Source organism: Haloplanus sp. CK5-1, from assembly GCF_037201915.1.
Taxonomy (GTDB): domain Archaea; phylum Halobacteriota; class Halobacteria; order Halobacteriales; family Haloferacaceae; genus Haloplanus; species Haloplanus salilacus.
Genome location: NZ_CP147505.1, coordinates 2,132,356 through 2,156,177, shown reverse-complemented (window position 1 = coordinate 2,156,177; position 23,822 = coordinate 2,132,356). Strand labels below are relative to the sequence as shown.

The 23,822-nt window shown below is 68.6% G+C and carries 23 protein-coding genes; 13 read left to right on the top strand and 10 right to left on the bottom strand.

The window, feature by feature from the left end; translation table 11 throughout:
* Positions 1 to 90: 90 nt before the first annotated feature.
* On the bottom strand, positions 91 to 690 hold the full coding sequence (gene sod / locus NBT81_RS11420; protein WP_338738617.1) for a superoxide dismutase: 600 nt from the start codon (positions 688 to 690) through the stop codon (positions 91 to 93).
* A 280-nt stretch (positions 691 to 970) separates the two neighbouring features.
* Positions 971 to 1,579 carry a DJ-1/PfpI family protein gene (locus NBT81_RS11415; protein ID WP_338738615.1) on the bottom strand — a complete coding sequence of 203 codons (609 nt, stop codon included), beginning with the start codon at positions 1,577 to 1,579 and terminating at the stop codon, positions 971 to 973.
* Positions 1,580 to 1,660: 81 nt separating this feature from the next.
* Between NBT81_RS11415 and NBT81_RS11410 the strand changes: the two genes are divergently transcribed.
* From NBT81_RS11410 to NBT81_RS11400, 3 genes are read left to right on the top strand one after another with little or no spacing between them, the layout of a single operon-like run.
* Entirely contained in the window at positions 1,661 to 2,884 is a 1,224-nt protein-coding gene (locus NBT81_RS11410; protein WP_338742550.1) for an HD domain-containing protein, read from the top strand.
* A 31-nt stretch (positions 2,885 to 2,915) separates the two neighbouring features.
* Entirely contained in the window at positions 2,916 to 3,929 is a 1,014-nt protein-coding gene (locus NBT81_RS11405) for an amidohydrolase family protein (protein ID WP_338738613.1), read from the top strand.
* Positions 3,930 to 3,962: 33 nt separating this feature from the next.
* Positions 3,963 to 4,409 carry a universal stress protein gene (locus NBT81_RS11400; RefSeq protein WP_425498645.1) on the top strand — a complete coding sequence of 149 codons (447 nt, stop codon included), beginning with the start codon at positions 3,963 to 3,965 and terminating at the stop codon, positions 4,407 to 4,409.
* Here the strand turns inward: NBT81_RS11400 and NBT81_RS11395 are convergent.
* Complete coding sequence (locus NBT81_RS11395; RefSeq protein ID WP_338738611.1) at positions 4,406 to 5,344, bottom strand: biotin--[acetyl-CoA-carboxylase] ligase; 939 nt, start codon at positions 5,342 to 5,344, stop codon at positions 4,406 to 4,408. The genes NBT81_RS11400 and NBT81_RS11395 overlap by 4 nt on opposite strands.
* Positions 5,341 to 7,149, bottom strand: coding sequence for an acetyl-CoA carboxylase biotin carboxylase subunit (locus NBT81_RS11390; RefSeq protein WP_338738609.1), 1,809 nt, complete (start codon positions 7,147 to 7,149; stop codon positions 5,341 to 5,343). Before NBT81_RS11390 ends, NBT81_RS11395 begins: the two co-directional genes overlap by 4 nt.
* A gap of 96 nt (positions 7,150 to 7,245) precedes the next feature.
* Between NBT81_RS11390 and asd the strand changes: the two genes are divergently transcribed.
* The gene (gene asd / locus NBT81_RS11385) at positions 7,246 to 8,280 is read left to right on the top strand and encodes an aspartate-semialdehyde dehydrogenase (RefSeq protein ID WP_338738607.1); all 1,035 of its coding nucleotides are present in this window, start codon (positions 7,246 to 7,248) and stop codon (positions 8,278 to 8,280) included.
* Between the two features lies 1 nt (position 8,281).
* On the opposite strand, the gene NBT81_RS11380 is transcribed toward asd, so the two are convergent.
* Together NBT81_RS11380 and NBT81_RS11375 are read right to left on the bottom strand one after the other, a co-directional pair.
* Positions 8,282 to 8,662: a cyclophilin-like fold protein gene (locus tag NBT81_RS11380; protein ID WP_338738605.1), complete on the bottom strand. Its 381-nt coding sequence runs from the start codon at positions 8,660 to 8,662 to the stop codon at positions 8,282 to 8,284.
* 77 nt (positions 8,663 to 8,739) lie between these two features.
* Entirely contained in the window at positions 8,740 to 11,751 is a 3,012-nt protein-coding gene (locus tag NBT81_RS11375) for an FAD-binding and (Fe-S)-binding domain-containing protein (RefSeq protein WP_338738603.1), read from the bottom strand.
* A gap of 204 nt (positions 11,752 to 11,955) precedes the next feature.
* Here NBT81_RS11375 and NBT81_RS11370 point away from each other — a divergent pair, with 204 nt between their 5' ends.
* The gene (locus tag NBT81_RS11370; protein WP_338738601.1) at positions 11,956 to 12,324 is read left to right on the top strand and encodes a VOC family protein; all 369 of its coding nucleotides are present in this window, start codon (positions 11,956 to 11,958) and stop codon (positions 12,322 to 12,324) included.
* Between the two features lie 57 nt (positions 12,325 to 12,381).
* Here NBT81_RS11370 and NBT81_RS11365 read toward each other — a convergent pair whose 3' ends face one another.
* On the bottom strand, positions 12,382 to 13,308 hold the full coding sequence (locus NBT81_RS11365; RefSeq protein ID WP_338738599.1) for a CoA ester lyase: 927 nt from the start codon (positions 13,306 to 13,308) through the stop codon (positions 12,382 to 12,384).
* A 181-nt stretch (positions 13,309 to 13,489) separates the two neighbouring features.
* Between NBT81_RS11365 and gatE the strand changes: the two genes are divergently transcribed.
* From gatE to NBT81_RS11350, 3 genes are all read left to right on the top strand, one after another.
* The gene (gene gatE, locus NBT81_RS11360; protein WP_338738596.1) at positions 13,490 to 15,358 is read left to right on the top strand and encodes a Glu-tRNA(Gln) amidotransferase subunit GatE; all 1,869 of its coding nucleotides are present in this window, start codon (positions 13,490 to 13,492) and stop codon (positions 15,356 to 15,358) included.
* 163 nt (positions 15,359 to 15,521) lie between these two features.
* The gene (locus NBT81_RS11355) at positions 15,522 to 15,890 is read left to right on the top strand and encodes an SHOCT domain-containing protein (RefSeq protein ID WP_338738594.1); all 369 of its coding nucleotides are present in this window, start codon (positions 15,522 to 15,524) and stop codon (positions 15,888 to 15,890) included.
* An 86-nt stretch (positions 15,891 to 15,976) separates the two neighbouring features.
* The gene (locus NBT81_RS11350) at positions 15,977 to 16,414 is read left to right on the top strand and encodes a MaoC/PaaZ C-terminal domain-containing protein (RefSeq protein WP_338738592.1); all 438 of its coding nucleotides are present in this window, start codon (positions 15,977 to 15,979) and stop codon (positions 16,412 to 16,414) included.
* Between the two features lie 12 nt (positions 16,415 to 16,426).
* Here NBT81_RS11350 and NBT81_RS11345 read toward each other — a convergent pair whose 3' ends face one another.
* Together NBT81_RS11345 and NBT81_RS11340 are read right to left on the bottom strand one after the other, a co-directional pair.
* Positions 16,427 to 17,194 (bottom strand): RNA methyltransferase, encoded by a 768-nt coding sequence (locus tag NBT81_RS11345; protein WP_338738590.1) that lies wholly within the window; start codon positions 17,192 to 17,194, stop codon positions 16,427 to 16,429.
* Positions 17,191 to 17,757 (bottom strand): hypothetical protein, encoded by a 567-nt coding sequence (locus NBT81_RS11340; RefSeq protein WP_338738588.1) that lies wholly within the window; start codon positions 17,755 to 17,757, stop codon positions 17,191 to 17,193. Before NBT81_RS11340 ends, NBT81_RS11345 begins: the two co-directional genes overlap by 4 nt.
* Positions 17,758 to 17,848: 91 nt before the next feature.
* Here NBT81_RS11340 and folP point away from each other — a divergent pair, with 91 nt between their 5' ends.
* The 4 genes from folP (at position 17,849) to NBT81_RS11320 (ending at position 21,387) form a co-directional block, all read left to right on the top strand.
* Complete coding sequence (folP, locus tag NBT81_RS11335; protein ID WP_338738586.1) at positions 17,849 to 18,994, top strand: dihydropteroate synthase; 1,146 nt, start codon at positions 17,849 to 17,851, stop codon at positions 18,992 to 18,994.
* A 114-nt stretch (positions 18,995 to 19,108) separates the two neighbouring features.
* A complete protein-coding gene (locus tag NBT81_RS11330; protein ID WP_338738584.1) occupies positions 19,109 to 19,780 on the top strand; it encodes a 6-hydroxymethylpterin diphosphokinase MptE-like protein in 672 nt (223 codons plus the stop codon).
* Positions 19,781 to 19,942: 162 nt separating this feature from the next.
* A complete protein-coding gene (locus NBT81_RS11325; protein WP_338738582.1) occupies positions 19,943 to 20,875 on the top strand; it encodes an RsmB/NOP family class I SAM-dependent RNA methyltransferase in 933 nt (310 codons plus the stop codon).
* Positions 20,872 to 21,387, top strand: coding sequence for a DUF7122 family protein (locus tag NBT81_RS11320; protein ID WP_338738580.1), 516 nt, complete (start codon positions 20,872 to 20,874; stop codon positions 21,385 to 21,387). Before NBT81_RS11325 ends, NBT81_RS11320 begins: the two co-directional genes overlap by 4 nt.
* Positions 21,388 to 21,657: 270 nt before the next feature.
* Here NBT81_RS11320 and NBT81_RS11315 read toward each other — a convergent pair whose 3' ends face one another.
* The gene (locus tag NBT81_RS11315; protein WP_338738579.1) at positions 21,658 to 22,317 is read right to left on the bottom strand and encodes an AIM24 family protein; all 660 of its coding nucleotides are present in this window, start codon (positions 22,315 to 22,317) and stop codon (positions 21,658 to 21,660) included.
* 194 nt (positions 22,318 to 22,511) lie between these two features.
* Between NBT81_RS11315 and NBT81_RS11310 the strand changes: the two genes are divergently transcribed.
* Positions 22,512 to 23,822 carry an amidase gene (locus tag NBT81_RS11310; protein ID WP_338738577.1) on the top strand — a complete coding sequence of 437 codons (1,311 nt, stop codon included), beginning with the start codon at positions 22,512 to 22,514 and terminating at the stop codon, positions 23,820 to 23,822.

Sequence of the window (23,822 nt, the reverse complement as noted above, 5' to 3'; positions counted from 1 at the left end):
GTCGCAGGCGCTAAACCGTTGTCGTCGGGGACGCGTCGCTCGTCGGTGTGGCGTCGAAAAAACGTGGGTGTCGGCCGAGTCGTCGCGCGACTACTCGAACAGCTCGACGGCCTGCTCGAAGCGGGCGCTCGGCTCCTCCCAGTCGACGACCTCGAAGAAGTTGTCGACGAAGTCGCCGCGGGCCGGACCGTAGTCGTGGTAGTAGGAGTGCTCCCAGACGTCGAGCGCGAGGATGGGGTGGGAGCCCCAGAGCGCGCCCTGGTCGTGCTTGTCGACCACGACGTTGCGAAGCTGGTTCGAGAACGAGTCGTAGACCAGCAGCGCCCAGCCGCCGGCGTTGCCCGCGGCGGCCTCGAACTCGCCCTTCCAGGCCTCGTAGGAGCCGAAGTCCTCCTCGATCCGGTCGGCGAGCGCACCGCTCGGCTCGTCGCCGCCCTCCGGCGACATGCTGTTCCAGAACAGGTCGTGGAGGATGTGTCCGCTACCGTTGTGAGTTACGTTCCGGATCGCGCCCGGCGAGGAGCCGAAGTCGCCGTCCTCGCGGTTCGCTTCGAGCGTCTCCTCGGCGCTGTTCCAGCCGTTGACGTAGCCCTGATGGTGGGTGTCGTGATGCCAGGTCAGCACCTGCTCGGAGATGTGTGGTTCCAGCGCGTCGTAATCGTACGGAAGTGGGTCGAGTTCGTAGCTCATTGGAATAGCCTCCACCGTACGATCGGTTGGCACGCTGTTAAACTTTGAGGAACCGTACGCTAACACGACTCATGCGCCGTGAATCCTCGGCCGGCGTTCACGACGGCGACGCGCCGCGACGACACCGCTCACCACCCACCACTCACGACACCCACACCTCGTCCCGGCGGTCCACCGACACGCCGCGACGACGCCGCTCACCACCCACCACTCACGATTCCCACACCTCGTCCCGGCGGTCCACCGACGCGCCGCGACGACACCACTCACCACCCACCACTCACGATTCCCACACCTCGTCCCGGCGGTCGTACTCCAGTCGTCGCGCCACACCCTCCGCAGTCTCCCGGTCCGCGAGACGTTCGATCAGGTGGAGCGCCAGATCCAACCCCGATGTGATCCCACCGGCAGTCACCACGTCGCCGTCGTCGACGACCCGCGCCTCGACCACGTCGGCGTCCGTCGCCCGCAGGTCGTCGAGCGCACCCGCGTGGGTGACTGCAGGGCGACCACATAGCAGGCCGGCTCGGGACAACAACATGCCGCCGGTACACACCGATCCGACGGTCGCGCCGGCGTCGTGGGCCTTCGCGACCGCGTCGGGGATCACCCCCCGCTCCGCCTCGGCCCACGCACCCGCCTCCCGGCGGTCGTTCCACCCGCCGCCGGGGACGACGAGGAGGTCCGGCGGGTCGCCGGCCGACAGGACGCCGTCGGGTTCGATCCGAAGGCCGTGGGCGGCAGTGACGCGCGCTCGCTCTTCGACGGTCACCAGCGACACGTCGAAGGGCGCGCCGTCGTCCGCGGCCATCTCGAACGCCTCGAACGGGCCGATCGCGTCCAGTTCGTCGAAGCCGTCGTAGACGAGGACGGCGATGGTCGACGCCATGCGTGTCGGTCGGGGCGGAGGGACAAAGCTGTACGCCTCACCGGGCGGGAGTATATAATGGGTGGCGGCCAAGCTGTCGCCATGGTGACGATCAAGGACAGCGTCCACGACCACATCGAGGTGACGGGGGTCGCCGAGGCACTGCTCGACACGCCCGCGGTGCAGCGGCTCCGTCGAGTCCGTCAACTCGGCACCGTCTCGTTAGTCTACCCCTCGGCCAACCACACGCGCTTCGAGCACAGCCTCGGCGTCTACCACCTGGCGAACGAGGCGCTCGACCACCTCGGTGTGGCCGGTCGAACGGCCGAACGGGTCCGCGCCGCCGCCCTGTTGCACGACGTCGGTCACCCGCCCTTCAGCCACAACGTCGAACGCCTCCTCTACCGGCACACGGGGAAACTCCACGACGACGTGGACGACCTCCTCGCGAGCGGGCGCGTCGGAGCCGTCCTCCGGGACCACGACCTGGATCCCGCCGCAGTCGCCGAACTGGTCGCCGGTGGAGGGCGGTACGGCCAACTCGTCTCGGGCGAACTCGACGTCGACCGGATGGACTACCTGGTTCGGGACGCCCACCACACCGGCGTCCCGTACGGCACCATCGACCACGGCCGGCTGGTCCGGGAACTCACCTTCGTCGACGGCGAACTCGTCCTGAGGGAGGGGAACGTCCAGACGGCCGAGAGCCTCCTGCTCGCTCGGGCGCTGATGAACCCGACGGTGTACCAACACCACGTCGCCCGCATCGGCAAGGCAATGCTCCGCCGGGCGACCGAACGATTACTCGACGCGGGCGGCTACGACGCCGAGACGGTCCGGCGGTGGGACGACGCCGACCTCCTGGCGACGCTCCGGCGCACCGACGCAACCGCGGGGCTCGCCGACCGCCTCTCGACGCGGGACCTATACAAGCGGGCGGTGTGGGCGGAACTCCCAGACGTACCCGAGTCGCTCCGGACCGCGGACCGGGAACGCGTTCGCGACCTCGAACACGAGGTAGCGGTGGCGGCCGACCTCGACCCCGGGTCGGTCGTCGTCGACGTGCCACCACCCCCCGAGATACGGGAGTCGTCGTCGCGGGTCGTCGTCAACGGCGAGATCCGGCGGCTCGACCGTCAGTCGCCGCTCGTTAGCGCGCTCCGCGTGGCCGGGCGCAACCAGTGGCGACTGGGCGTCTACGCACCTCCGACCGCCGTCGACCGCGTCGGGCGGACCGCCGCCCGGACGCTCGGCCTCGACATCGACGGGACGCTCGTCTCCGACGTTCGCCGCGGCCTCGACGCCACGCTCGACGAGTTCGGATAGGTTCAAGGGTCGCGAACGCCCCACACGAGCCATGCACGTCGAGGGAACCGTCCTGCGCGGCCAGGAGTTCGATCCGATCGAGGGACGGGTCGTGATCGAGGAGGGAAGGATCGTCGCCGTCGAGGAGACGGCGACCGACTCGGACGCCATCGTCTGTCCCGCCTTCGTCAACGCCCACACGCACGTCGGCGACTCCATCGCCAAGGAGGCGGGCGGCGGCCTCTCGCTCGACGAACTCGTCGCGCCGCCGGACGGCCTCAAACACCGCCTGCTCCGCGCGGCCTCGACCGACGAGACGGTCGCAGCCATGCGACGCTCGCTCCGGTTCATGGAACGGTCTGGGACGGCCGCGACCGTCGAGTTCCGCGAGGGCGGCGTCGCCGGCGTGCGGGCGATCCGGCGCGCCCTCGACGGACTCGACCTCCGCGCGGTCGTCCTCGGACGGGAGTCGATCGACGCGATGCACGAGGGGGACGGCTTCGGTGCCAGCGGTGCCCGCGACGCCGACTTCGCCGACGAACGGGCCGCCACCCGCGAGGCGGGGAAACCGTTCGGCATCCACGCCGGCGAACGCGACGCCGACGACCTCGATCCCGCGATGGACCTCGATCCAACCTTCCTCGTCCACGTCGTCCACCCCGACCCCCACCACCTCGACCGGATCGAACGCGAAGGGATGCCGGTCACCGTCTGCCCGCGGTCGAACCTCGTCACCGGCGTCGGCGTGCCGCCGATCCGGGAGCTGCTCGATCGGACGACGGTCGCACTGGGCACCGACAACGTCATGCTCAACAGTCCGTCGATGTTCCGCGAGATGGAGTTCGCGGCGAAGGTCGGCGGCGTCGACGCAGACGACGTCCTGCGGATGGCGACGGTCAACGGGGCCGACCTCGCCGGCCTCGACTGCGGTCTGATCGAAGCGGGGCGTACGGCGAAACTGCTCGTCCTCGACGGAGACTCGGACAACCTCTGTGGGGCGCGCGACCCGGTCCGGGCGGTGGTCCGGCGGGCGGGCGTCGACGACGTGACGCGGGTCGTGGTGTGAAGAGTTATGTGGTGATGTGTGCTATCGTCACACATGGAACCGTACGATCGCATCCTCGTCCCCACCGACGGCTCCGACGGCGTCGAGCGAGCCATCGACCACGCCGTCGAGGTGGCGGCGATCCACGACGCCACGATCCACGGGTTGTACGTCCTCAGCACGGACGCCTACGCGGGACTGGCGATGGAGTCGTCGTGGGAGAGCGTCGACGAGTTGCTCCGGGAGGACGCGGAGGCGGCGGTCGCTCGGGTCCACGAACTCGCCGACGAGGGGGACGCGGGCGTCGGCGTCGAAACGGTGGTCGTGGAGGGAAAGCCGAGTCGGGAGATCGTCCGGTACGCCGAAGACGAGGGCTGTGATCTGATCGTGATGGGAACCCACGGCCGCGGGGGTATCGACCGCCTCCTCCTGGGGAGTGTCGCCGAGAGCGTCATCCGGGCGTCGTCGGTGCCGGTGACGACCGTCCCCGTGGACGGTTAGGCCGACCCCGGCCGGAGATGTTCACAGTCGCCCGCGTGGACGACCCGTTCCCCGTCGTCGGTGCGGACGACGAGCGACCCCGGAAACCTGACGTCGACGGCCTCGCCGGTGACGTCGCCGGCGGGCGTCTCGACGCGGACCGACCGACCGAGCGTCACGGCGTGGTCCCGCCACGCGGGGAGGACCGCCTCTGGGTCGGCCCGGAGGGCGTGGAACGCCTCGATCACCCGCCGACAGAAGCGCCGGCGGTCGGCGGTTCCACCTTCCGCGCGGACGCTCGTCGCATCCTCCGGCAGGTCGGCGGCGTCGACGTCGACGTTCGTACCGATACCCACGACCAGCCACGAGACGCGGTCGGCCTCCCCCTCCATCTCCGTCAGGATACCCGCCAGTTTCCGCTCGTCGCCCGCCAGCAACACGTCGTTGGGCCACTTGATGACCGCGTCGACGCCGGCTTCCCGACAGGCGCGGGTGACGGCTACCGCGGCGGCGAGTGTGAACGTGGGGACGTGGGCCGGCGGTCGGTCCGGGCGACAGAGGAGGCTCGCGTAGACGCCGCCAGGTGGGGAGTGCCACGCCCGGTCGAGGCGTCCCCGACCACCCGTCTGCTCGCCGGCGACGACGACGGTGTCGGTCACGCCCTCGGCCGCCAGGTCCCGCGCCCGGTCGTTCGTGCTGGGGAGGCGGTCGTGGTACTCGACGGCGTAGGGAGCGTCGAGGCCGAACTCGATGGCCGCCGCGCCGTAGTCGGGGGCCGACGCGACGGCGTACCCCGCCGCCCCGCTCTCGATGTCGAACCCCGCGTCCCGCAGCGCCTCGACGTGTTTCCAGACGGCCGCCCGCGAGACGCCGAGACGGTCGGCGAGGACCGGTCCGGACACCGGCGCGTCGGCCGCCGAGAGCGCGTCGAGCAGGTGACGGCGGGTGTCGGTCATTCGAGAACGAGCAACGGATCGCCCATGTCCACGCTCTCGCCTTCCCCGACGAGCACCTCGGCGACGGTGCCGCCGTTCTCGGCGACCACGTCGTTCTCCATCTTCATCGCCTCCAACACGAGGACGACGTCGCCCGCGGCCACCTCGTCGCCCGCGGCTACCTCCACCGAGAGGATGGTGCCCTGCATCTCGGCCTCGATCCGTTCGCCCTCGGCGGCGGCGGCCGATCCGCCCGCGTCGTCGTCGGTGGCGGCGTCGGGACGTTCCATCCGGTCGCCGCCGGAGCCACCACCGGTCGGAATCTCGGGAGCACCGCGTTCCTCCAGGTTCACCTCGAACCGCTTGCCGTTGACCTCGACTGTGAACTCGCGTTCGCTCACCTCCTCGTCCGTGTCGGCGTCGGCGTCGGCATCGGCATCGGTGTCGTCCTCGTCCCGTCCCCAGCGCTCGACCGCGCGGTCGATGCGCTCGGGATCGAGTTCCCGATCGAGGTAGTTCGTCGTGTGGGTGCCTGCGGTGAAGCGCTCGTCGGTGAGCATCAGTCGGTGGAACGGGACGACCGTGTGGATGCCCTCGACCTCGAACTCCTGCAGCGCGCGTTCGGCGCGGGCGAGACACTCCTCGCGGTCGCCGGCGTGGACGATCAGTTTCGCGATCATGGAGTCGTAGTCGCCGCCGATCTCGTCCCCCTGTCGCACCGCGTCGTCGACGCGGACGCCGATGCCGCCCGGCGGATCGTACGTGTCGAGTCGCCCGGTCGCGGGCGCGAAGTCGTCGGCGGCGTTCTCGGCGTTGATGCGGAACTCCATGGCGTGGCCGTCGATAGCCACCTCGTCCTGTTCGAAGCCGATCGTCTCGCCCGCGGCGACCCGCAACTGGGTTTTCACGATGTCGATGCCCGTGATCCACTCGGTGACGGGGTGTTCGACCTGGATGCGGGTGTTGACTTCGAGGAAGTAGAACTCGTCGTCCTGGACGAGGAACTCGACGGTGCCGGCGTTGGTGTAGTCGGTGTCGGCGATGCCTTCGCGGGCGGCCGTCCCGATCCGCTCGCGGAGGTCGTCCGAGAGCGCCGGACTCGGTCCCTCCTCGACGATCTTCTGGTGACGACGCTGGAGCGAGCAGTCCCGTTCGCCGAGGTGTCGGACGTTGCCGTGGTGGTCGGCGACGATCTGCACCTCGATGTGCCGCGGGGCGTCGAGGAAGCGTTCGAGGTAGACGGAGTCGTTGTCGAAGTAGGCCTCGCCCTCCCGCTTGGCGGCCGCGAGTCTGTCTTCGATCTCGTCGGGGCCTTCGACGATCTTCATGCCCCGACCGCCGCCGCCGCCCTCGGCCTTGATCGCGACGGGGTAGCCGTGTTCGTCCGCGAACGCCTCGACGTCCGCGGGATCGTCGATGGGATCGGTCCCGGGGACCACCGGAACGCCGGCGTCGGCCATCACGCTGCGGGCCTTCGTCTTCTCGCCGAGGCGTTCCATCGCCGAGGCCGGCGGACCGATCCAGACGAGTTCGCTCGCCTCCACGCGTTCGGCGAAGGCCGCGTTCTCGGCCATGAAGCCGTAACCCGGGTGGATGGCGTCGGCACCGGCCTTGCGCGCGGCCGCCAGTATCGCGTCCTGATCGAGATAGGAGTCGGCCGCCCGCGCCGGGCCGACGTTGTACGCCTCGTCCGCGTACCGGACGTGCCCGGCGTGTTTGTCGGCCTCGCTGTAGACGGCGACCGTCCGGACCCCCAACTCCTCGCAGGCCCGCATGACCCGAACGGCGATCTCGCCCCGGTTGGCGACGAGGACCTTGTGGAACATGTCCGCCCCTACGAGAAAATCCCCCGTTAGTGTATCGGTCGGCGCGAGCGACGCGAATCCAAACCGCCTTATGCCAGTGACCCACACGGAGAGGTAATGTCAGTACGAGTCGGCATCCTCGGTGCGACCGGTGCGGTCGGACAGCGATTCATCCAACTCCTCGACGGCCACCCTACCTTCGAACTCGCGGCGCTCACGGCGAGCGAGGACAGCGCGGGCAAGCCATACCGGAAGGCGGCGAAGTGGCGGGTCGACTCGCCCATCCCCGTCGACGTGGCGGAGATGACCGTCCGTTCGACCGACCCGGACGCGGTTCCGGACGACGTCGACCTCCTCTTCTCGTCGCTCCCCTCGAGCGTCGCCGTCGACGTCGAGGAGGACTTCGCCCGCGAGGGCTATGTCATCTCGTCGAACTCCTCGAACGACCGCCTCGCCGAGGACGTGCCCCTGACCATCCCGGAGATCAACCCCGGTCACCTCGACCTGATCGAGGTACAGCGCGACGAGCGCGGCTGGGACGGCGCGCTGGTGAAGAACCCGAACTGCTCGACGATCACCATGATCCCGCCGCTCGCGGCACTCGACGAGTTCGGCCTCGACCGTGTCGACGTCACCACCCTGCAGGCCGTCTCCGGGGCCGGCTACTCCGGGGTTACCTCCATGGAGATCATCGACAACGCCCTCCCGCACATCGGCGGCGAGGAGGACAAGATGGAGACCGAGTCCCGGAAACTGCTGGGTGACTTCGACGGCGCCGAACTCACGTGGCACGACGTCGACGTCGCCGCCTCGTGCAACCGCATCCCGACACTCGACGGCCACCTGGAGAACGCCTTCGTCGACCTCGCCGACGACCCCGACGTCGGCGAGGTGGCAGACGCGATGCGGGAGTTCCCCGGCGTCGACCTGCCCAGCGCCCCCAACCAACTCATCCACGTCTTCGACGACCCCGAACGCCCCCAGCCTCGGCTGGACCGGATGCGCGGGAAGGGGATGCAGATCTGCGTCGGCGGGATCCAGTCGACCACCCACGGCGTCAAGTTCGACTGCCTCGCACACAACACCATCCGCGGCGCGGCCGGCGCGAGTCTGCTGAACGGCGAACTGCTCGTCGAGAACGGCTACCTGTAGCTCACTCCGAGAGCCGCACCGTCGCGCCGGCCCCGTCGGGGAGACTCGTCAGCGGCGAGAGGTCCTCCAACTGCGCCACGACGTTCACCGGCGACGCCGCCGTCAGCTCGGACCCCGTACTCGCCGGCGTCGGCCCCCAGAACAGACACAGCGCCGAGCCCCGCGGCCAGTAGGCGATCGTCCCCGGTTCGACCGTCGCCCGTGGCTCCTCGGCGTCCACGTCGACGGGGATCCGGAAGTAGAGTTCGTCACCCCAGCGCGTCGCCTCCCCCGACAGCGGCAGGGCGTCGGCGATCGCTCGTCGTGTCTCCGGGCTCTCTTCGAGCCACGTTGCCGTCACCTCGGTGCCGTCGACTGCGACGGTGAACTCCGAATCTGACATCACGCGGAGGTCGGCGGCGGCCAAAATATAACTGGTGAAGACGGGGGCGGTCCGTCCACCGTTCCGTCTCGTCCCGATCAGTCGAGCGCGTCCGCGAGTTTCTCGACCGGGTGGGGCGGATGGTCGGCGTACTCGTCGCCGAGTTGCGACCGGCAGGACGCGCCGGGGGCGGTCACCTCGTCGCCCGGGCTCTCCTCGACCTCTTCGAACAGGAGGCTGCCGATGGCCTGCGAGATGTCGTAGTGCTCCTCGTGGTAGCCGAAGGAGCCGGCCATCCCACAGCAGGTCGTCTCGAGGGGGTCGACGTCGTAACCCGCACGCTGCAGGACGCCGAGGGCGTGGTGGTCCTTGTTCGTCGCCTTCTGGTTGCAGTGGCCGTGGTAGGAGAGCGACCGTTTGGGCTGACCGAAGTCGATGGTGTCGGTCATGCCGGTCACGTCCGCGTACTCCATGACGCCGTAGGCGGCGTCGGAAACGGTTTCGACGGCCGGCCCCGAGAGCAGGTCCCGGTACTCGTCCTGGAACATGACGGCGTCCGACGGTTCGACGAACACGACCGACCAGCCGTCGTCGACCGCGTCGCGGAGGACCGAGACGTTCGTCTCGGCGCGGTCCCGACAGAGGTCGAGCATGCCCGACGAGAACGCGGCACGACCCGAGGGAGCCACGTCGTCCGGGATGCGGACGAACACGTTCGCGGCTTCGAGCACCTCGATCGCCGCCTTCCCCGCGTCGGGGTAGATGTAGTTGGTGTAGGTGTCGGGGAACAGCAACACCTGATCGCGCGCATCGCTCGGCGCCACCTGACACCGGCCGCGGGCCTCGAACCAGTCCTCGAGACTCTCGCTCGCGAAGGTTGGCAGTTCACGTTCGCTGGAGATGCCGATGGCCTCCTCCATCACCGTCCGGGCGCCGGGTATCTTGGGCGCGAGATTCGAGACGGGCGCGAACATCGATCCGAGTTTCGACAGCGTGTCGATGTTGGCGAAGACGCGTTCACGGAGGCTGACACCCTCCTCCTGGTGGTACTGGTGTTTGACCTCCGTCTTGAGTTTCGCCATGTCGACGCCGGTCGGGCAGTCGCTCTTGCAGCCCTTACAGCCGACACAGAGGTCCATCACCTCCTCCTGGAAGCGGTCGGAGTAGATCTCGTCCTCGTCGAGTTCGCCGCTGATCGCCGCCCGGAGCATGTTCGCCCGGCCGCGCGTCGTCTGGATCTCCTCCTCGCTCGCGCGGTAGGTCGGGCACATCACCTCGGAGTCGGTCTGGCGACAGGTGCCACAGCCGTTACACAGTTCGACGAGGTGGGAGAACCCCCCCTCGTCCTCGAAGTCGAGTGCGGTCTGGGGTTCGACCGACTGGTAGTCCGCCCCGTAGCGGAGGTTCTCGCGCATGTCCGCGCCGACACCTCGCTCCGAGTCGGGGCCGACGTCCTCGGGCCCGTCGCGGTAGACGACGTTGCCCGGGTGCATCTGCCACTCGGGGTCGAACGCCGTCTTCAGTTCTTTGAACGCATTCCAGAGGTCGTCCCCGTACATCTTGGGGTTGAACTCCGTGCGCGCCATCCCGTCGCCGTGCTCGCCCGAGAACGCCCCGTAGTGGTCGAGGACGAGGTCGGTCACGTCTTCGGTGATCGAGTGCATCGTCTCGATCCCCTCGCCGTCCTTGAGGTTGAGGATCGGGCGGATGTGGAGCGTCCCGCTTCCGGCGTGGGCGAAGTAGGCCGCGGAGGTGCCGTGGTCCTCGAGAACCTCCTCGAACTCGAAGACGTACTCCGAGAGTTCCTCGGGGGGCACCGTCGCGTCCTCGATGAACGGGTAGGGCTTCGGGTCGCCTTGCATCCCCATCAGGAGGGGAATCGCCGCCTTCCGGAGCTTCCAGATGTCTGCCTGGTCCTCCTCGGTGTAGGCCTCGATGGCGTGGAAGGCGTCGCCGTTGTCGACGAAGTAGTCGTTCGTCTCGGCGATGGCGTCCTCGAAGTCGTCGACGAGTTCGGAGTCGTACTCCAGCATGAGCGCGGCCTTCGTCCCCTCGGGGATCATCTCGACGTACTGGGCGTACTCCGTCGAGTCGGCCGCGAGCGCGAACACCTCGTCGTCCATCAACTCCACGGCGCTGACGTCGAACTCGAGTGCCTCTGGCACCGCCTGCATTGTCTCGACGAGGTCGTCGAAACAGTAGAGGACGAGCGCCGTCTCCTCGGGCAGCGTGACCAGCGAGACTTCGGCCTCGACGATGACGCCGAGGGTCCCCTCCGCGCCGACGAACAGTTTCGAGAGATTGATGACCTCCTCGCCGTCGTCGTTCTCGTAGATGACCTTCTGGAGGTTGTACCCCGAAACCGACCGCTTGAGGTCGGGGTACTTCTCCTCGATTTCGTCCTCGTGCTCCTCGACCAGTCGGCGGACGGTCTCGTAGATCCGTGCTTCGAGGCCGTCGCTGTCGACTTTCTCCTCCCACTGACTGCTGTCGAGGACGACGGGTTCGGTGTGGATCAGCGACCCGTCCGCCAGGACGACGTCGAGTTCCTCGGTGTAGGCGTCGGTGATGCCGTAGCGAACCGAGTGGGCACCCGTCGAGTTGTTGCCGATACCGCCGACGACGGTCGATCGGTTCGACGACGCGGGGTCGGGAGCGAACTTCAGCCCGTACCCTTCGAGGTGGTTGTCGAGGTGGTCCTGAACGACGCCGGGTTGGACGACCGCCCGCTGGTCGTCTGGGTCGACGTCGACGATGTCGTCCATGTAGCGGGTGAAGTCGACGACGACACAGCCCGGCCCGACGGTCTGGCCTCCGAGCGACGACCCGGTTCCACGGGGCAGGATGGGAACGCCGTGTTCGGCCGCCGTCTCGACCGTGTGCTGGACGTCGCTCACCGTCTTCGGTAACACCACACCGGCCGGTTTGGCCTGATAGATGCTCCCGTCGGTGGCGTACAGCACCTGCGCGTACTCGTCGAAGGAGACGTCCCCCCGAACGCCCGATCGGAGGTCCTCGGCCAGATCCCGGTACTCCTCGGCGTCCGGGTGCTCGTGGCCCAGCGAGTCCGCGGAGGTCTCTAATCCCGTCGATCGTTCATCAATGGCCATAAATAGCACACCGAACTGGGCTGGTTTAACTCCTACGTTAGGGGCCCGTGAACGTCACGCTCACGGGTGTTCGTAACGAAAGATGGGTATAGAATAATTGCCGGTACCGATAGCGGCGCTCGGGAGTCGGAGGGCGTTGCCGTCGCTCGCCGATACCCCCATTCAGTCATCTTTTTATCGGTTCGCGGCCGAGAGCGGAACGGAATGAATCTCATACACGTCTGCCTGAACGTCGCGGACGCGGACGAGTCGATCGAGTTCTACGAGCAGTTCGGCTTCGAGGAGTCGTGGTCGTTCGAGACGCCCGACGGCGAGACGGAGAACCGCTACGTCGCCGACGAGGACGGCGTCGAACTCCAACTCTCCGAGACGGACGGCGAAACCGAGTTTGAGGAGGGGACCTCGTGGGACCACCTCGCCATCGGCGTTGACGACGTGGACGCCGTCTTCGCCGACATCGACCACTACGGCGTCGTCGAGGAACCCGGCGACCAACCCGCGGCCGGCGCGCGGACCACCTTCGTCGAGGACCCTGACGGGCACGTCGTCGAACTCGTCCAACCGCTGGACTGACGGGGCGACCGCTCGTCGTTTGCCGAGACGAAAAAGGACGGGATCGGGAGGACCGAACTACAGGATGCCGGCGGCGCGGGCCTTGGCGACGATATCCTGGGCCATCTTGTTCGTGGCCTCGTCGACCATCTGTCCGTCGACGGAGACGGCACCCTTGCCTTCCTCCATCGCCTCGGCGTAGGCGTCGACGATGCGTTCGGCGCGTTCTGCGACTTCGGGGTCGGGTGCGAACACTTCGTTACCGATCTCGATCTGGCTCGGGTGGATCGCCCACTTGCCGTCGCAGCCGAGCATGTTCGCGCGCTCCGCGGACGTGCGGAAGCCCTCGGGGTCGTCGATGTCGGCGTACGGGCCGTCCAGGCAGGGCAGGTCGGCGCTCTTCGCGGCGGAGTTACACTCCGAGAGCGCGTGGTGCCAGTAGTGGCCGGGGTACTCGGGGAACTGGCCGATGTCCAGTCCGGGCGTCCCCATCGCCGCCGAGTAGTCGCCGGGGCCGAAGATGATCGACGAGAGTCGATCGGAGGCGTGGGCGATGTCGTGGACGTTGTGGATGCCCTCCCCGTCCTCGATCTGGGGTTCGAGACCGATCCGTCCGACCTCTAGTCCGTTGTTCTCCTCGACCTGCGTCAGGAGGTTCTCGACCGTGTGGATGTCGCTCGGACCGGCGACCTTCGGGATGATGATGTCGTCGATGTACTCCCCGGCCTGGCCGATGACCTCGATGATGTCGTCGTACCACCATCGCGTGTCGATGCCGTTGATCCGGTAGGACAGGATCTTGTCGGACCAGTCGTGGTCCTGGGCCGCCTCGATCAGCGGTTCTCGAGCCCCGACCTTGGCGTTCGGCGCGACGGAGTCCTCCAGGTCGAGGAAGACTTCGTCGGCGTCGCTGTTCGAGGCGCTCTCCATGAACTCAGGGTCACTGGCGGGGGTCGCGAGTTGCGTCCGCCGGAGTTCGACGTCGTCAGACATGTCTTCTACCATCACATAAAACCCGCTCGCTCCCAAATAAAGATTCCTCAGTATCCGTATTTTCGGGGGCTGACGTACGCGTTTTCGTCCGTTGTCGACAATGGTCGAAGCGAAAGCGACGTCGTCCGGTGGCGAGGGCGGCGTCGCCCCGCAGACTGAACGCTTTTAGGCTCGCCGGGTAGAGGTAGGGACAATGAGCGAGTACGACTACGAGGCGCTCGGACTCGTCGCGGGGCTGGAGATACACCAGCAACTCGACACCGCGACCAAACTGTTCTGTGCGTGCCCGACCGAGCGTCGGGAACCCGAGGAGTCGGTCCGGACGTTCTCCCGGTATCTCCACCCGACGAAGAGCGAACTCGGCGAACTCGACCAGGCCGCCGTCGAGGAGAGCCGCGTCGACCGCGAGTTCGAGTATCTGGCCTTCGACACGACCTGTCTCGTCGAGGAGGACGACGAACCGCCTCACCGGATCGACGACGAAGCGCTGGACGTGGCACTCCAGATCGCCACCCTCCTCGATATGTCGGCCGTGGATCAGGCCCACGTCATGCGAAAGATCGTCGTCGACGGATCGAACACCTCCGGGTTCCAGCGCACGGCTCTGGTCGGACAGGACGGCGAAATCGAGACGAGCGAGGGGCCGGTCGGCGTCGAGGACCTCCTCCTGGAGGAGGAGAGCGCCGGTCGCGTCGGGGAGACCGACGACGGCGTCCGGTACAGCCTCGACCGCCTCGGCATCCCGCTGGTCGAAATCGGGACCAAACCGGACATCCACTCGCCGGATCAGGCCCACGAGGCCGCCGAACGCATCGGGATGTTGCTGCGCTCGACGGGGGCGGTGAAGCGCGGGCTCGGCACCATCCGACAGGACGTCAACGTCTCCATCGCCGAGGGCGCACGCGTCGAGATCAAGGGCGTCCAGGCGCTCGACCAGATCGACGAGATCGTCCGCAACGAGGTCGGGCGACAGGTCGAACTCCTCGACATCGCCGAGACGCTCGACGACCGGGACGCGTCGGTCGGCGACCCACGGGACGTGACCGACGTCTTCGCGGACACCGACAGCGGCGTGATCCGGAGCGCACTCGATTCCGGTGGGCGCGTCGAGGCCGTCCCGCTGTTCGGCTTCGACGGACTGGTCGGCCACGAGATCCAACCCGACCGCCGTCTGGGGACCGAACTCTCCGATCACGCCAAGCGCCACGGCGCGGGTGGTATCTTCCACACCGACGAACTCCCCGCCTACGGCGTCACCGGGGCGGAGGTCGAGGCGCTGTGCGACGCGGTCGACGCCGGTCCCGACGACGCCGTCGCCATCGTCGCCGACGACCCCGAGACGGCCGATCTGGCCGTCGACGCCGCCGCCGAGCGCGCGGAGACGGCCATCGAGGGCGTCCCCGAGGAGACCCGCGACGCTACCCCGGAGGCGACGACCCGCTACCTGCGGCCACTCCCCGGCGCGGCGCGAATGTACCCCGAGACGGACGTACCGCCCGTCGAACTCGACGTCGTCGACGTGGAGACGCCCGAACTCCTCACCGAGAAGGCCGAGCGCTACCGATCCGACTACGGCCTCGACGCCGGCCTCGCCGAGCAGGTGGCCTACGGTCACCACATGCCCCTGTTCGAAGAGAGCGTCGAGGCGGGCGTCGACGCCACCTTCGCCGCCGGCGTCTTGGAGGGGACGCTGACCGAGCTCAGCCGCGACGACGTGGCGGTCGACCGCCTCACCGACGACCACCTGCTGGCCGTCCTCGAACTCGTCGAAGCGGGCGATCTCGCGAAGGAGGGCGTCGACGAGGTGTTGGTGACGCTTGCCGGCGACCCCTCCCTCACCGCCGAGGAGGCGATCGAGGCGGCCGGACTCTCGGGGGTCTCCGAGAGCGAGGTGCGCGACGCCGTCACCGACGTGATCGAGCGCAACGCCGACCAAGTGGAGCGAGAGGGGATGGGCGCGTTCTCCGCGCTCATGGGCGAGTGCATGGGCGCTCTCCGCGGGAAGGCCGACGGTGAAATCGTCAGCGACGTGCTCCGCGAGGAGATCGGCAAGCGGGCGTGAGGCGGGGAAGGTGTCCTCGGCGCGATCTTCGCCGGGAGTATTAACTCCTCCTGTGTGGTATCCCATCCTATGGACTACGCGACCGACCGCCCAAGGGTATCCCGCGCCGGCCGTGATCGCAGGATCGCAAACGTCGACCGACCCGCCGGGGAGGGCTGAGCCGATGGCGTCGGACGTCGACACGCGGACGTTGCTTCTGGTCGTCCTCGCCGTGCTGGTCCTCTTCCCACTCTTGGGGATGGGTACGGGCGGCGGCATGATGATGGGTGGACCGATGATGTACGGGATGGGTGGCGGTATGTGGGGAAGTTCCTCGACTGCGCCGGGGTGGATGGTGCTCGTCGGACTCCTCGGGCAACTGCTCTTTCTCGCCGTCCTCGTGGGCGTGGGTTACTTCCTCTATCGCGCTCTCACGCAGTCGGGAGACACCACCGACGGCGCGATGGAAGAACTCCGTCTCGCGTACGCCCGCGGCGACCTGAGCGACGACGAGTTCGAGCAACGACGCGAGACGCTGGAACGGGACGAGTAAGTGGCCGAGGGCCGCCAGCAGACGGAGACACCACCGTCCACGGCGAGCAGAAACCCACTTCACCCCGGCCCCCGAGGACCGACCCGATGACCGTCTACCTCGACGAGATCGATCGCTGGGACGGGGAGTCGTACGGCACGTACGAGGCGACGGAGGCCGAGATCCTCGAGTTCGCCGAGCGCTACGACCCGCAGTGGTTTCACACCGATCCCGAGCGTGCAGCCGACTCCATCTACGGGAGCCTGATCGCCAGCGGCTGGCACACCGCGTCGATGTCGATGCGGCTGTTCGTCGATGGCTTCCTCTCGGAGACGATGACACTCGGCGCGAAGGGACTGGACCGCCTCCGCTGGCCGGAACCGGTCGTCCCCGGCGACGAACTCACCGTCCACTCGACGATCCACGGCGTCGACGAGGAGCGCGAGGAGTACGGTGTCGTCCGCTGGGGGATCGAGACGACCGCCAACGACGGCGAGAAGACTACCCTCGGGATCGAGGCGCTGGTGCTGGTTGCTCGGGAGTGAGCCGACGACCGCTCACCAGCGGTCGGGTTCGTCGTACTCGTCGAGGAGGGCCCGACGGTGTTCGAGTTGGCCGGTCGCCCGTCGGAACACCCCCAGCAGGGTGTGGATCTCCCGGTCCGTCGGGTGGGCACGCCCGACGAGGCGCCGGACGAGTCGGAGCGTCTTCTCGCGTTTCACGTCCTTGTAGCCGCTCGCGTCGAGGAAGTCGGCGACGAAGTCGTGGAACCGCTCGATGTCCGCCTCGTCGGCACGCTCTCGCTCCACGTCGGGGAGTTGGGTCTCGTCGACGGTCGAGTCCCGGAGTTCGTACATGAGGATCGTCCCCGCCTGTCCGAGGTTGAGGACGGGGTAGTCGTCGCTCGCCGGGATCGAACACACCTCGTCCAGCCGACCGAGTTCCTCGTTGTCGAGGCCGCGTCCCTCGCGGCCGAAGACGAGCGCCGTCTCCGCGTCGACCCCTTGGAGACTTTCGGCGAGTTTCGCGGGCGTCTTGAACGGGAAGCGGACGTGCCGGCGGCTGTCCTCGCCCGTGATCGCCGTACAGCCGACGGTGTGGTACCGCTCGACCACCTCGTCGAAGGTCACCTCCTCCGCGTTCGGGAGGACGTCCTCCCGGGCGTGGCCGGCGAAGCCGTACGCCTCGCCGTCGGGGTCGAGTTCGGGCGGATTAACCAGTTTCAGGTCGGTCAACCCGAAGTTCTTCATCGCGCGGGCGATGGTGCCGACGTTGCCCGGTGTCTCGGCGTCGACGACGACAACGACCGGGCGCGTTCGCGTCATGACGGGTAGTCCGTCCCGAGGTCGACGTCGTCGAGGTCGAGGTCTTCGTCGTCCTCGGCGGTCCCCTCGCCGTCCCGGAGGTCGATCGTCCGGCCCTCGAACTCCTCGTTCAGCCGGCTGTGTATCTCTTCGGGATCCGGCGGGTCTGGGAGGCCCCCAGGGTCGGTCTCGACGTGGTCGAGGCCGGCGTAGTCGTCGGGCGCGCGGCCGCCGCCGGCGAACCACTCGTGGAACGCGTCGCGGAAGGTCGGTTCGCCACGGTGGGCCGTCCCGCCGGCCTCGCGGTACCAGTAGAGGAAGTCGGCCTCGTGGTCCGTACACAGGAGGACCTCCTCGTTGGGTTCGCCGTAGACGATGGTCGCGGGCGCACACCGCTCGACGTCCTCCTCGCCGTGGACCAGGTAACAGGCGTCGCACGGCTTCTCGACGAGATATGTGAGGCGAACGAGCCGTTCTCGCGGTCCCTCCGGAATCTCGTCGAGGGGTTTGAACTCGCCGTCCGCGGTGAACACCTCGCTCTCCTCGAAGCGCCAGCCACGGAGCCCGATGCTGACCTTTGCCATCGGACGGCGGTAGCGCCCGCGAAAATAAAAGGAGCGCGTCTTCGACGTGACGACCGGTCCGCATATAGTGGTCGCGTCCCGAAGGAGGGGCATGCGAAACGTGGACGCCGCGGGCCTCGGTATCGGCGACGGCTACCCGCCCCGACTCATGGGCGTGTTGAACGTCAGCGAGGAGTCGCCGTACGATCCGAGCGTCTTCGACGACCCCGGCGAGGCGGCCGCCTACGTCGACGAGGAACTGATCGGCGAGGGAGCCGACATCGTCGACGTCGGATTGGAGTCCGCGAACAAGCGCTTCGAGGTGCTCTCGGCCGAGGCGGAACTCGACCGCCTCGACACCGCGGTGGCGGCCATGGAGAGCGTCTCGGGCGACGCCGTCTTCTCCATCGAGACGCGCTACCACGAGGTGGCCGAGGCAGCGCTCGACGCCGGGTTCGACATGGTCAACGACATTTGTGGGTTCGCCGACCCCGAGATGCCGCGGGTCTGTGCCGAACGGGACGTGGCGGTCGCGAAGATGGCGAGTCCGCCCGACCTCGAACGCCCCGGCGCCGTCGAGGACGTAGACGACATCTACGCCGCTCTGGAGCGGGAGGGACTGACCGACAAGACCATCGTCGACCCCGCGTTCGGCGGGTGGAACGAGGAGAAGACCCTCGACGACGACCGCGAGACGTTCGACCGCCTCCGGGAGTTCCGCGCGCTCGACCGACCGATCCTGGTCTCGATCAACCGCAAGAACTTCCTGCGCGACATCGTCGACAGATCGACCGAGGCGGCGCTCCCGGCGAGTCTGGCCGCCACGGCCATGGCCGTCGAGCGCGGGGCGCACGTGATCCGGACCCACGACGTTGCCGAGACACGGGACGCCGCCCTCGTCGGCGACGCCCTCGCGCGGGACCGCCTCCGGACGGCCGACGGCGACGTGACGGTCGAGGAACTCGACGTGACGACCGACCGGGAGTTGGCGCGCCACCTCGACCGACTGGGCGAGGGCGGCACGGTCGGAAACGGGACGACACGGGTGTTCGAACTCGGCGGTCTCTCGCCGGCCGAACGTGACCGCCTCGCGGACGCCGCCCGAGGAACGGAGGCGACCGTCGCCGGCGACGCGGCCGACGACCGGCGACTCCTCGTCGGTACGTCGGCGGCCATCGCCGCCGTCGCCGACGCCGCACTCGGCGGGTCCGAGTCGCTCGACGCCGCGCTGACGACCGTCGCGAGCGTTGTCGACTAAGAGAAAGCTTATGCCGGACGCTCAGAAAACACGGGTGTGGAAACCGGGACGGCACGCGGGTAGGGGTACTTCGTGTCGTGCCGGTTACTGTGACCTTATTGGCGGTGTGGACCGGTGAACTACGCCACGTGGAGACCCGTCTACCGACGGATCCTCGGCGATTTCGGCTTCGACGCCGAGGCCGACGAACGAGCGCGCGACCGCCTGGCAACCCAGGTCGACCCGTTCGACGAGCGCCGCCTCGACCGGATCGACGGCGCGACCGTTGCCGTCGCCGGGGCCGGGCCGTCGCTCGCCGACGAGACGGCCGTCGCGGCGGCCGCGGACGTGGTGATCGCCGCCTCCGCGGCGGCTGAGACGCTCGGCGAATCGGGCGTCGACGTGATGGTGACGGATCTGGACAAGACGCCCGACACCGCCCGCGCGTTGACGCGGGCGGGCGTCCCCGTCGCGGTCCACGCTCACGGCGACAACCTCGACGCGGTCGAAGAGTGGGTCCCGCGCTTCGACGGCGACCACGTCCTGCCGACGACGCAGGCCGAACCCCGCGGGCCGGTCGTCAACTACGGCGGGTTCACCGACGGCGACCGGGCGGCCTTCCTCGCCGACGCCTTCGGGGCCGACCGACTCCGGTTTCCGGGCTGGGACTTCGACGATCCCTCGGTGTCCCCGACGAAGCGGCGGAAACTCGCGTGGGCCGAGCGACTGCTTCACTGGCTGGAACGTCGCCGTGACGACCGGTTTTCCGTCCTCGACGGGCGGCGCGAGGGGATCGACCCGCTCTGAAGCGTGCGGGGCTACCGACGTCCGGGGACCGCTGGTGCAGCGGCCTCGCGGCCGACGCACAGCGGGCGCGCTGGTCTACCGATCGACGCACAGCGGACGCGCCGACCTGACGGTCGGCGCGCGGTCGAAACCCACTAACGGACCCCCCGCGAAGGGCGAACGATGACTCCGCTGGAGCGGTACGAATCGCTCGTCGACGACCCCGCGGCGTTCCGGGACGCCTGCGACCGACCGCTCCCGTCGGTCGTCCGCGTCAACACCATCAAGGCGACGGTCGATCGGGTCCGCGACGCGTTCGACGACGGGGGGATCGACCACGTTCCGACCGACTGGAACCCCGGAATCCTCCGCCTCCCCGAGGCGTCGCCGGGCCGGAACTGGCCCCACGCCCACGGGTGGATCCACGGACAGGAGGAGGTGTCGAACCTGCCGGCACTAGTGCTCGACCCCGACCCCGGCGACCGGGTGTGGGACGCCTGTGCCGCCCCCGGAAGCAAGACAACACAACTCGCGGCGCTGATGGACGACCGCGGCTTGCTGGTCGGCAACGACAACAACCTTGGCCGACTCTCCGCGCTCCGGCACAACGCCGAGCGCCTCGGTGTGACGAACCTCGTCGTCACCAACCGTGACGCCCGGAACTTCTCGCTGAAGCCGCTCGGAAGCGACGGCGACGACGACAGAGCCGTCGACGCCTTCGACGCCGCACTCGTGGACGCCCCCTGCTCCTGTGAGGGGACGATCCGGAAGAACCCCGACGCCTTCGACACGTGGTCGCTGGATCACGTCCACAGCGTCGCCGGGGTCCAGAAGGGTATCCTCCGACGGGCGGTCCAGGCGACCCGTCCCGGCGGGACCGTCGTCTACTCCACGTGTACGTTCGCCCCCGAGGAGAACGAGGCGGTCCTGGATCACGTCCTCGACACCGAGGACTGCCGCCTCGTCGACGTCGACGCGCCCCTCGACGGCGTCCCCGGCGTCACCGAGTGGGAGGGAGAAGAGTACGACTCGAGCGTCGAGAGGGCGCTCCGGATCTACCCCCACCACAACGACACGGGCGGCTTCTTCTGTGCGAAACTGGAGGTGACGGCGTGACCGACAACGACGGGCAGGTGTTCGACCGTCTGCCGGCGACGGCCGACGACCGCGAAGTGGCGGGGCGAGCGACCCGGTCCGAGGTGGTCGAGTGGTGGGTCGACCGCTTCGGCGTCGACGCCGGGGCGTTCGAGGACTACACGTTCTGGGAGAAGGGTGCGGGAAAGATCTGGCTCTTCGTGGCGGACCTCCCCTCGCCGACGGATGCCGAGGGGATCGGGATGACGTTCCTGCGGACGCGCCAGGAGCACTGGAAGCCGACGACGAACGCGGTCCAGCGGTTCGGCGGGCTGGCGACGCGGAACGTCGTCGACCTCGCACCCGACGAGGCGGCCCGCTTTCTCGCGGGCGAGGACGTCGACCCCGAGTGGGACGGCGACTGGGGATACCTGATCGTCGCACACGAGATAGCGGGCGACCGTGAGCCGATCGGCGTCGGTCTCTACGTCCACGACGAACTCCGGTCGGTCGTCCCGAAGGGGCGGCGGGCGTCGCTCCCGGCGCGGGAGTGATCGGTCGTGGTGACGGCGGTGTACCGAGCGCCCGACGGCAGTGCGGGAACGCTCGGCACCGTGGAACGACCGAACGTGACCACGCGCCCCACTCGCGGGGGCGACGGCCGACGGGGAGGGCGGCCGTCGTCCGGAAACGGGGAGGGAAGGGGGGAAGGGTGGGGAGAGCGGGGGCAGCGTGGGTGTGGGGACCATCAGGCCCCGTTCGATCGTAACGGGGCGGGACCGTATCAACCCCAACCCCGCGTTTCTCGCCTCGAAACAGCGCCGTCAGGGCCCCGCTCCCTCCTCGTAGGGCTGGATGACCACGAACCCCTCCGAGCCGTCGAACTCCATCTGGATGCTCTCTCCGGAGGTCTGTCCGATCTCGATCGCTTTGTTCGTCGTGACCGACGGCGACACGTCGGTGCTCCACGCGACGGTCGCGTCCGGATCGGTGACGACCGGCGGTGTCACCACCAGCGGATCGCCGTGCGTGGAGATGGCGACCGCGCCGGGACCGGAGAGGTAGACGTTCGTCAGACCGCCGGCGACGGCCTCCGAGAGTCCCCCGACAGTGCCGATTTCGTAGTCGACCGTGGACTCGAACGCGAGGACGTCGTCGCCGTTGACCGACAGCGACTCTTCGGCGTCGAGGTCGACGATCTGTACTTTCTTCCCCCGGTCGGCGACGTAGAGGTGGCCCCGCCCCTCCGCCTGCATGACCGGCGTCCCCTCGTTGCTCACCGCCTCCTTGACGAACCCGGTGATCCCGCCTTCGGCGGAGGATCGCCCCGTGAAGGTCATCTCACCGGTGTAGCCGATCATCGATCCGGCCTTCACCGTCACCGTTCCGTCGAGGGGGATGTCGAGCAGTCGGTTGTTCTCCGTCCGGAAGCCATCGCCCCCGTCGGCGGGGGCGTTCGACCGTGCGAACTCGGATAACTTCATGGCAACCACCTCGTTCGAGCGCGACGGATAAACGCGCCCACCCCGTGTTTCGGAGACTGAAACGTCGGAGGCTGGACCCGTCCGATCGCGTCTCGGGCGGGTGTACCGATGGGGTAGTCGGTCGGGGACGTGATGGGGTTCGAGGGGTCGAATCCCCGGAAAGAATATGCGTCGTGCCGTCGAGTACGTGGACGATGCTGTACGATCCCGACGACCTCGACCCACTCGTCCGATCGCTTCGGACCGGCGACCGACAGCCCGTGACACTGGCCGACGACCTCTGTGATCGCCTCAACGCGGTCGACGACGACGTCGACGCCGTCCTCCCCGAGACCGGACGACGCGACCGTCTGACGCGGGAGGCGGCGGCGCTTTCGGCCCGACACGACGAGCAGTCGGCCCGCCCGCCGCTGTTCGGGGTCCCCGTCGGAGTCAAGGACATCTTCCACGTCGACGGCTACGCCACCCGAGCCGGGTCGTCCGTCCCACCGGCGGCGATCACGGGCGAGCAGTCGACGGCGGTCGACCGGTTGCTCGACGCCGGTGCCCTCCACTTCGGCAAGACTCACACGACCGAGTTCGCCTACTTCGATCCGGCCCCGACCCGAAACCCGAACGACCTCGGGCACACGCCCGGTGGGTCCTCCAGCGGATCGGCCGCGGGCGTCGCGGCCGGCGAGTTCCCCCTCGCGCTCGGCTCACAGACCGTCGGTTCGGTGGTCCGCCCGGCGGCGTTCTGTGGCATCGTAGGCTTCAAACCGAGCTACGACCGCATCCCGCGGGACGGCGTGATTCCCTTCTCGCCGTCCGTCGACCACGTGGGGACGTTCACCGGCGACGTGGCCGGTGCGCGCCGGGCAGCCGACGTGCTCTGTGACGGCTGGGAGCCGGTCGATCCGGACGGCCGACCGATCCTCGGCGTCGCCGACGGGGCGTACACCGAACAGGCGACGCCCGCCGGCCGCGCCGGTGTTGAGGCCGGGGTCGACGCGCTCGCCGCCGCCGGCTACGAGGTCCGTCGCGTCTCGATGCTCGACGATATCGAGACTATCAACGACCGTCACGACCGACTCATCTCGGCGGAACTGGCGCTCACGCACGCGGAGTGGTTCGCCGACCACGGCGACCACTACGCCCCGGAGACGGGTGAGCTCATCGAACGGGGCCGCGAGGTCGGGACCGACGAACTCGTCGACGCCAGAGTCGGCGCACGCGCGTTCCGCGACCGAGTGGGCGAGCGGTGTCGCGAGGCCGGCGTCGACGTGTTGCTCTCGCCGGCCGCACCCGGCCCGGCACCCGACAGCATCGACACGACCGGCGACCCGACCATGAACCTGCCGTGGACCCACGCCGGCACTCCGGCACTGACCGTTCCCTGTGGCCGGGTCGGTGACCTCCCACTCGGTCTCCAGTGTGTCTCGCCGTTCGGCACCGACGAGTCGCTACTCGCGTGGGGAGAAGAGATAGCCGACGTCGTCGCCGACGTGGGCGAGGTCGACAGCTGA

Bases quoted from the DNA above. Each gene is read 5' to 3' on its own strand.
- gatE (WP_338738596.1), top strand. From the start codon at position 13,490: ATGAGCGAGTACGACTACGAGGCGCTCGGACTCGTCGCGGGGCTGGAG.
- NBT81_RS11355 (WP_338738594.1), top strand. From the start codon at position 15,522: ATGGCGTCGGACGTCGACACGCGGACGTTGCTTCTGGTCGTCCTCGCC.
- NBT81_RS11380 (WP_338738605.1), bottom strand. From the start codon at position 8,662: ATGTCAGATTCGGAGTTCACCGTCGCAGTCGACGGCACCGAGGTGACG.
- folP (WP_338738586.1), top strand. From the start codon at position 17,849: ATGCGAAACGTGGACGCCGCGGGCCTCGGTATCGGCGACGGCTACCCG.
- NBT81_RS11345 (WP_338738590.1), bottom strand. From the start codon at position 17,194: ATGACGCGAACGCGCCCGGTCGTTGTCGTCGTCGACGCCGAGACACCG.
- NBT81_RS11415 (WP_338738615.1), bottom strand. From the start codon at position 1,579: ATGGCGTCGACCATCGCCGTCCTCGTCTACGACGGCTTCGACGAACTG.
- NBT81_RS11370 (WP_338738601.1), top strand. From the start codon at position 11,956: ATGAATCTCATACACGTCTGCCTGAACGTCGCGGACGCGGACGAGTCG.
- asd (WP_338738607.1), top strand. From the start codon at position 7,246: ATGTCAGTACGAGTCGGCATCCTCGGTGCGACCGGTGCGGTCGGACAG.
- NBT81_RS11390 (WP_338738609.1), bottom strand. From the start codon at position 7,149: ATGTTCCACAAGGTCCTCGTCGCCAACCGGGGCGAGATCGCCGTTCGG.
- NBT81_RS11315 (WP_338738579.1), bottom strand. From the start codon at position 22,317: ATGAAGTTATCCGAGTTCGCACGGTCGAACGCCCCCGCCGACGGGGGC.
- sod (WP_338738617.1), bottom strand. From the start codon at position 690: ATGAGCTACGAACTCGACCCACTTCCGTACGATTACGACGCGCTGGAA.
- NBT81_RS11340 (WP_338738588.1), bottom strand. From the start codon at position 17,757: ATGGCAAAGGTCAGCATCGGGCTCCGTGGCTGGCGCTTCGAGGAGAGC.
- NBT81_RS11375 (WP_338738603.1), bottom strand. From the start codon at position 11,751: ATGGCCATTGATGAACGATCGACGGGATTAGAGACCTCCGCGGACTCG.
- NBT81_RS11310 (WP_338738577.1), top strand. From the start codon at position 22,512: ATGCTGTACGATCCCGACGACCTCGACCCACTCGTCCGATCGCTTCGG.
- NBT81_RS11365 (WP_338738599.1), bottom strand. From the start codon at position 13,308: ATGGTAGAAGACATGTCTGACGACGTCGAACTCCGGCGGACGCAACTC.
- NBT81_RS11410 (WP_338742550.1), top strand. From the start codon at position 1,661: ATGGTGACGATCAAGGACAGCGTCCACGACCACATCGAGGTGACGGGG.
- NBT81_RS11350 (WP_338738592.1), top strand. From the start codon at position 15,977: ATGACCGTCTACCTCGACGAGATCGATCGCTGGGACGGGGAGTCGTAC.
- NBT81_RS11405 (WP_338738613.1), top strand. From the start codon at position 2,916: ATGCACGTCGAGGGAACCGTCCTGCGCGGCCAGGAGTTCGATCCGATC.
- NBT81_RS11400 (WP_425498645.1), top strand. From the start codon at position 3,963: ATGGAACCGTACGATCGCATCCTCGTCCCCACCGACGGCTCCGACGGC.
- NBT81_RS11395 (WP_338738611.1), bottom strand. From the start codon at position 5,344: ATGACCGACACCCGCCGTCACCTGCTCGACGCGCTCTCGGCGGCCGAC.
- NBT81_RS11325 (WP_338738582.1), top strand. From the start codon at position 19,943: ATGACTCCGCTGGAGCGGTACGAATCGCTCGTCGACGACCCCGCGGCG.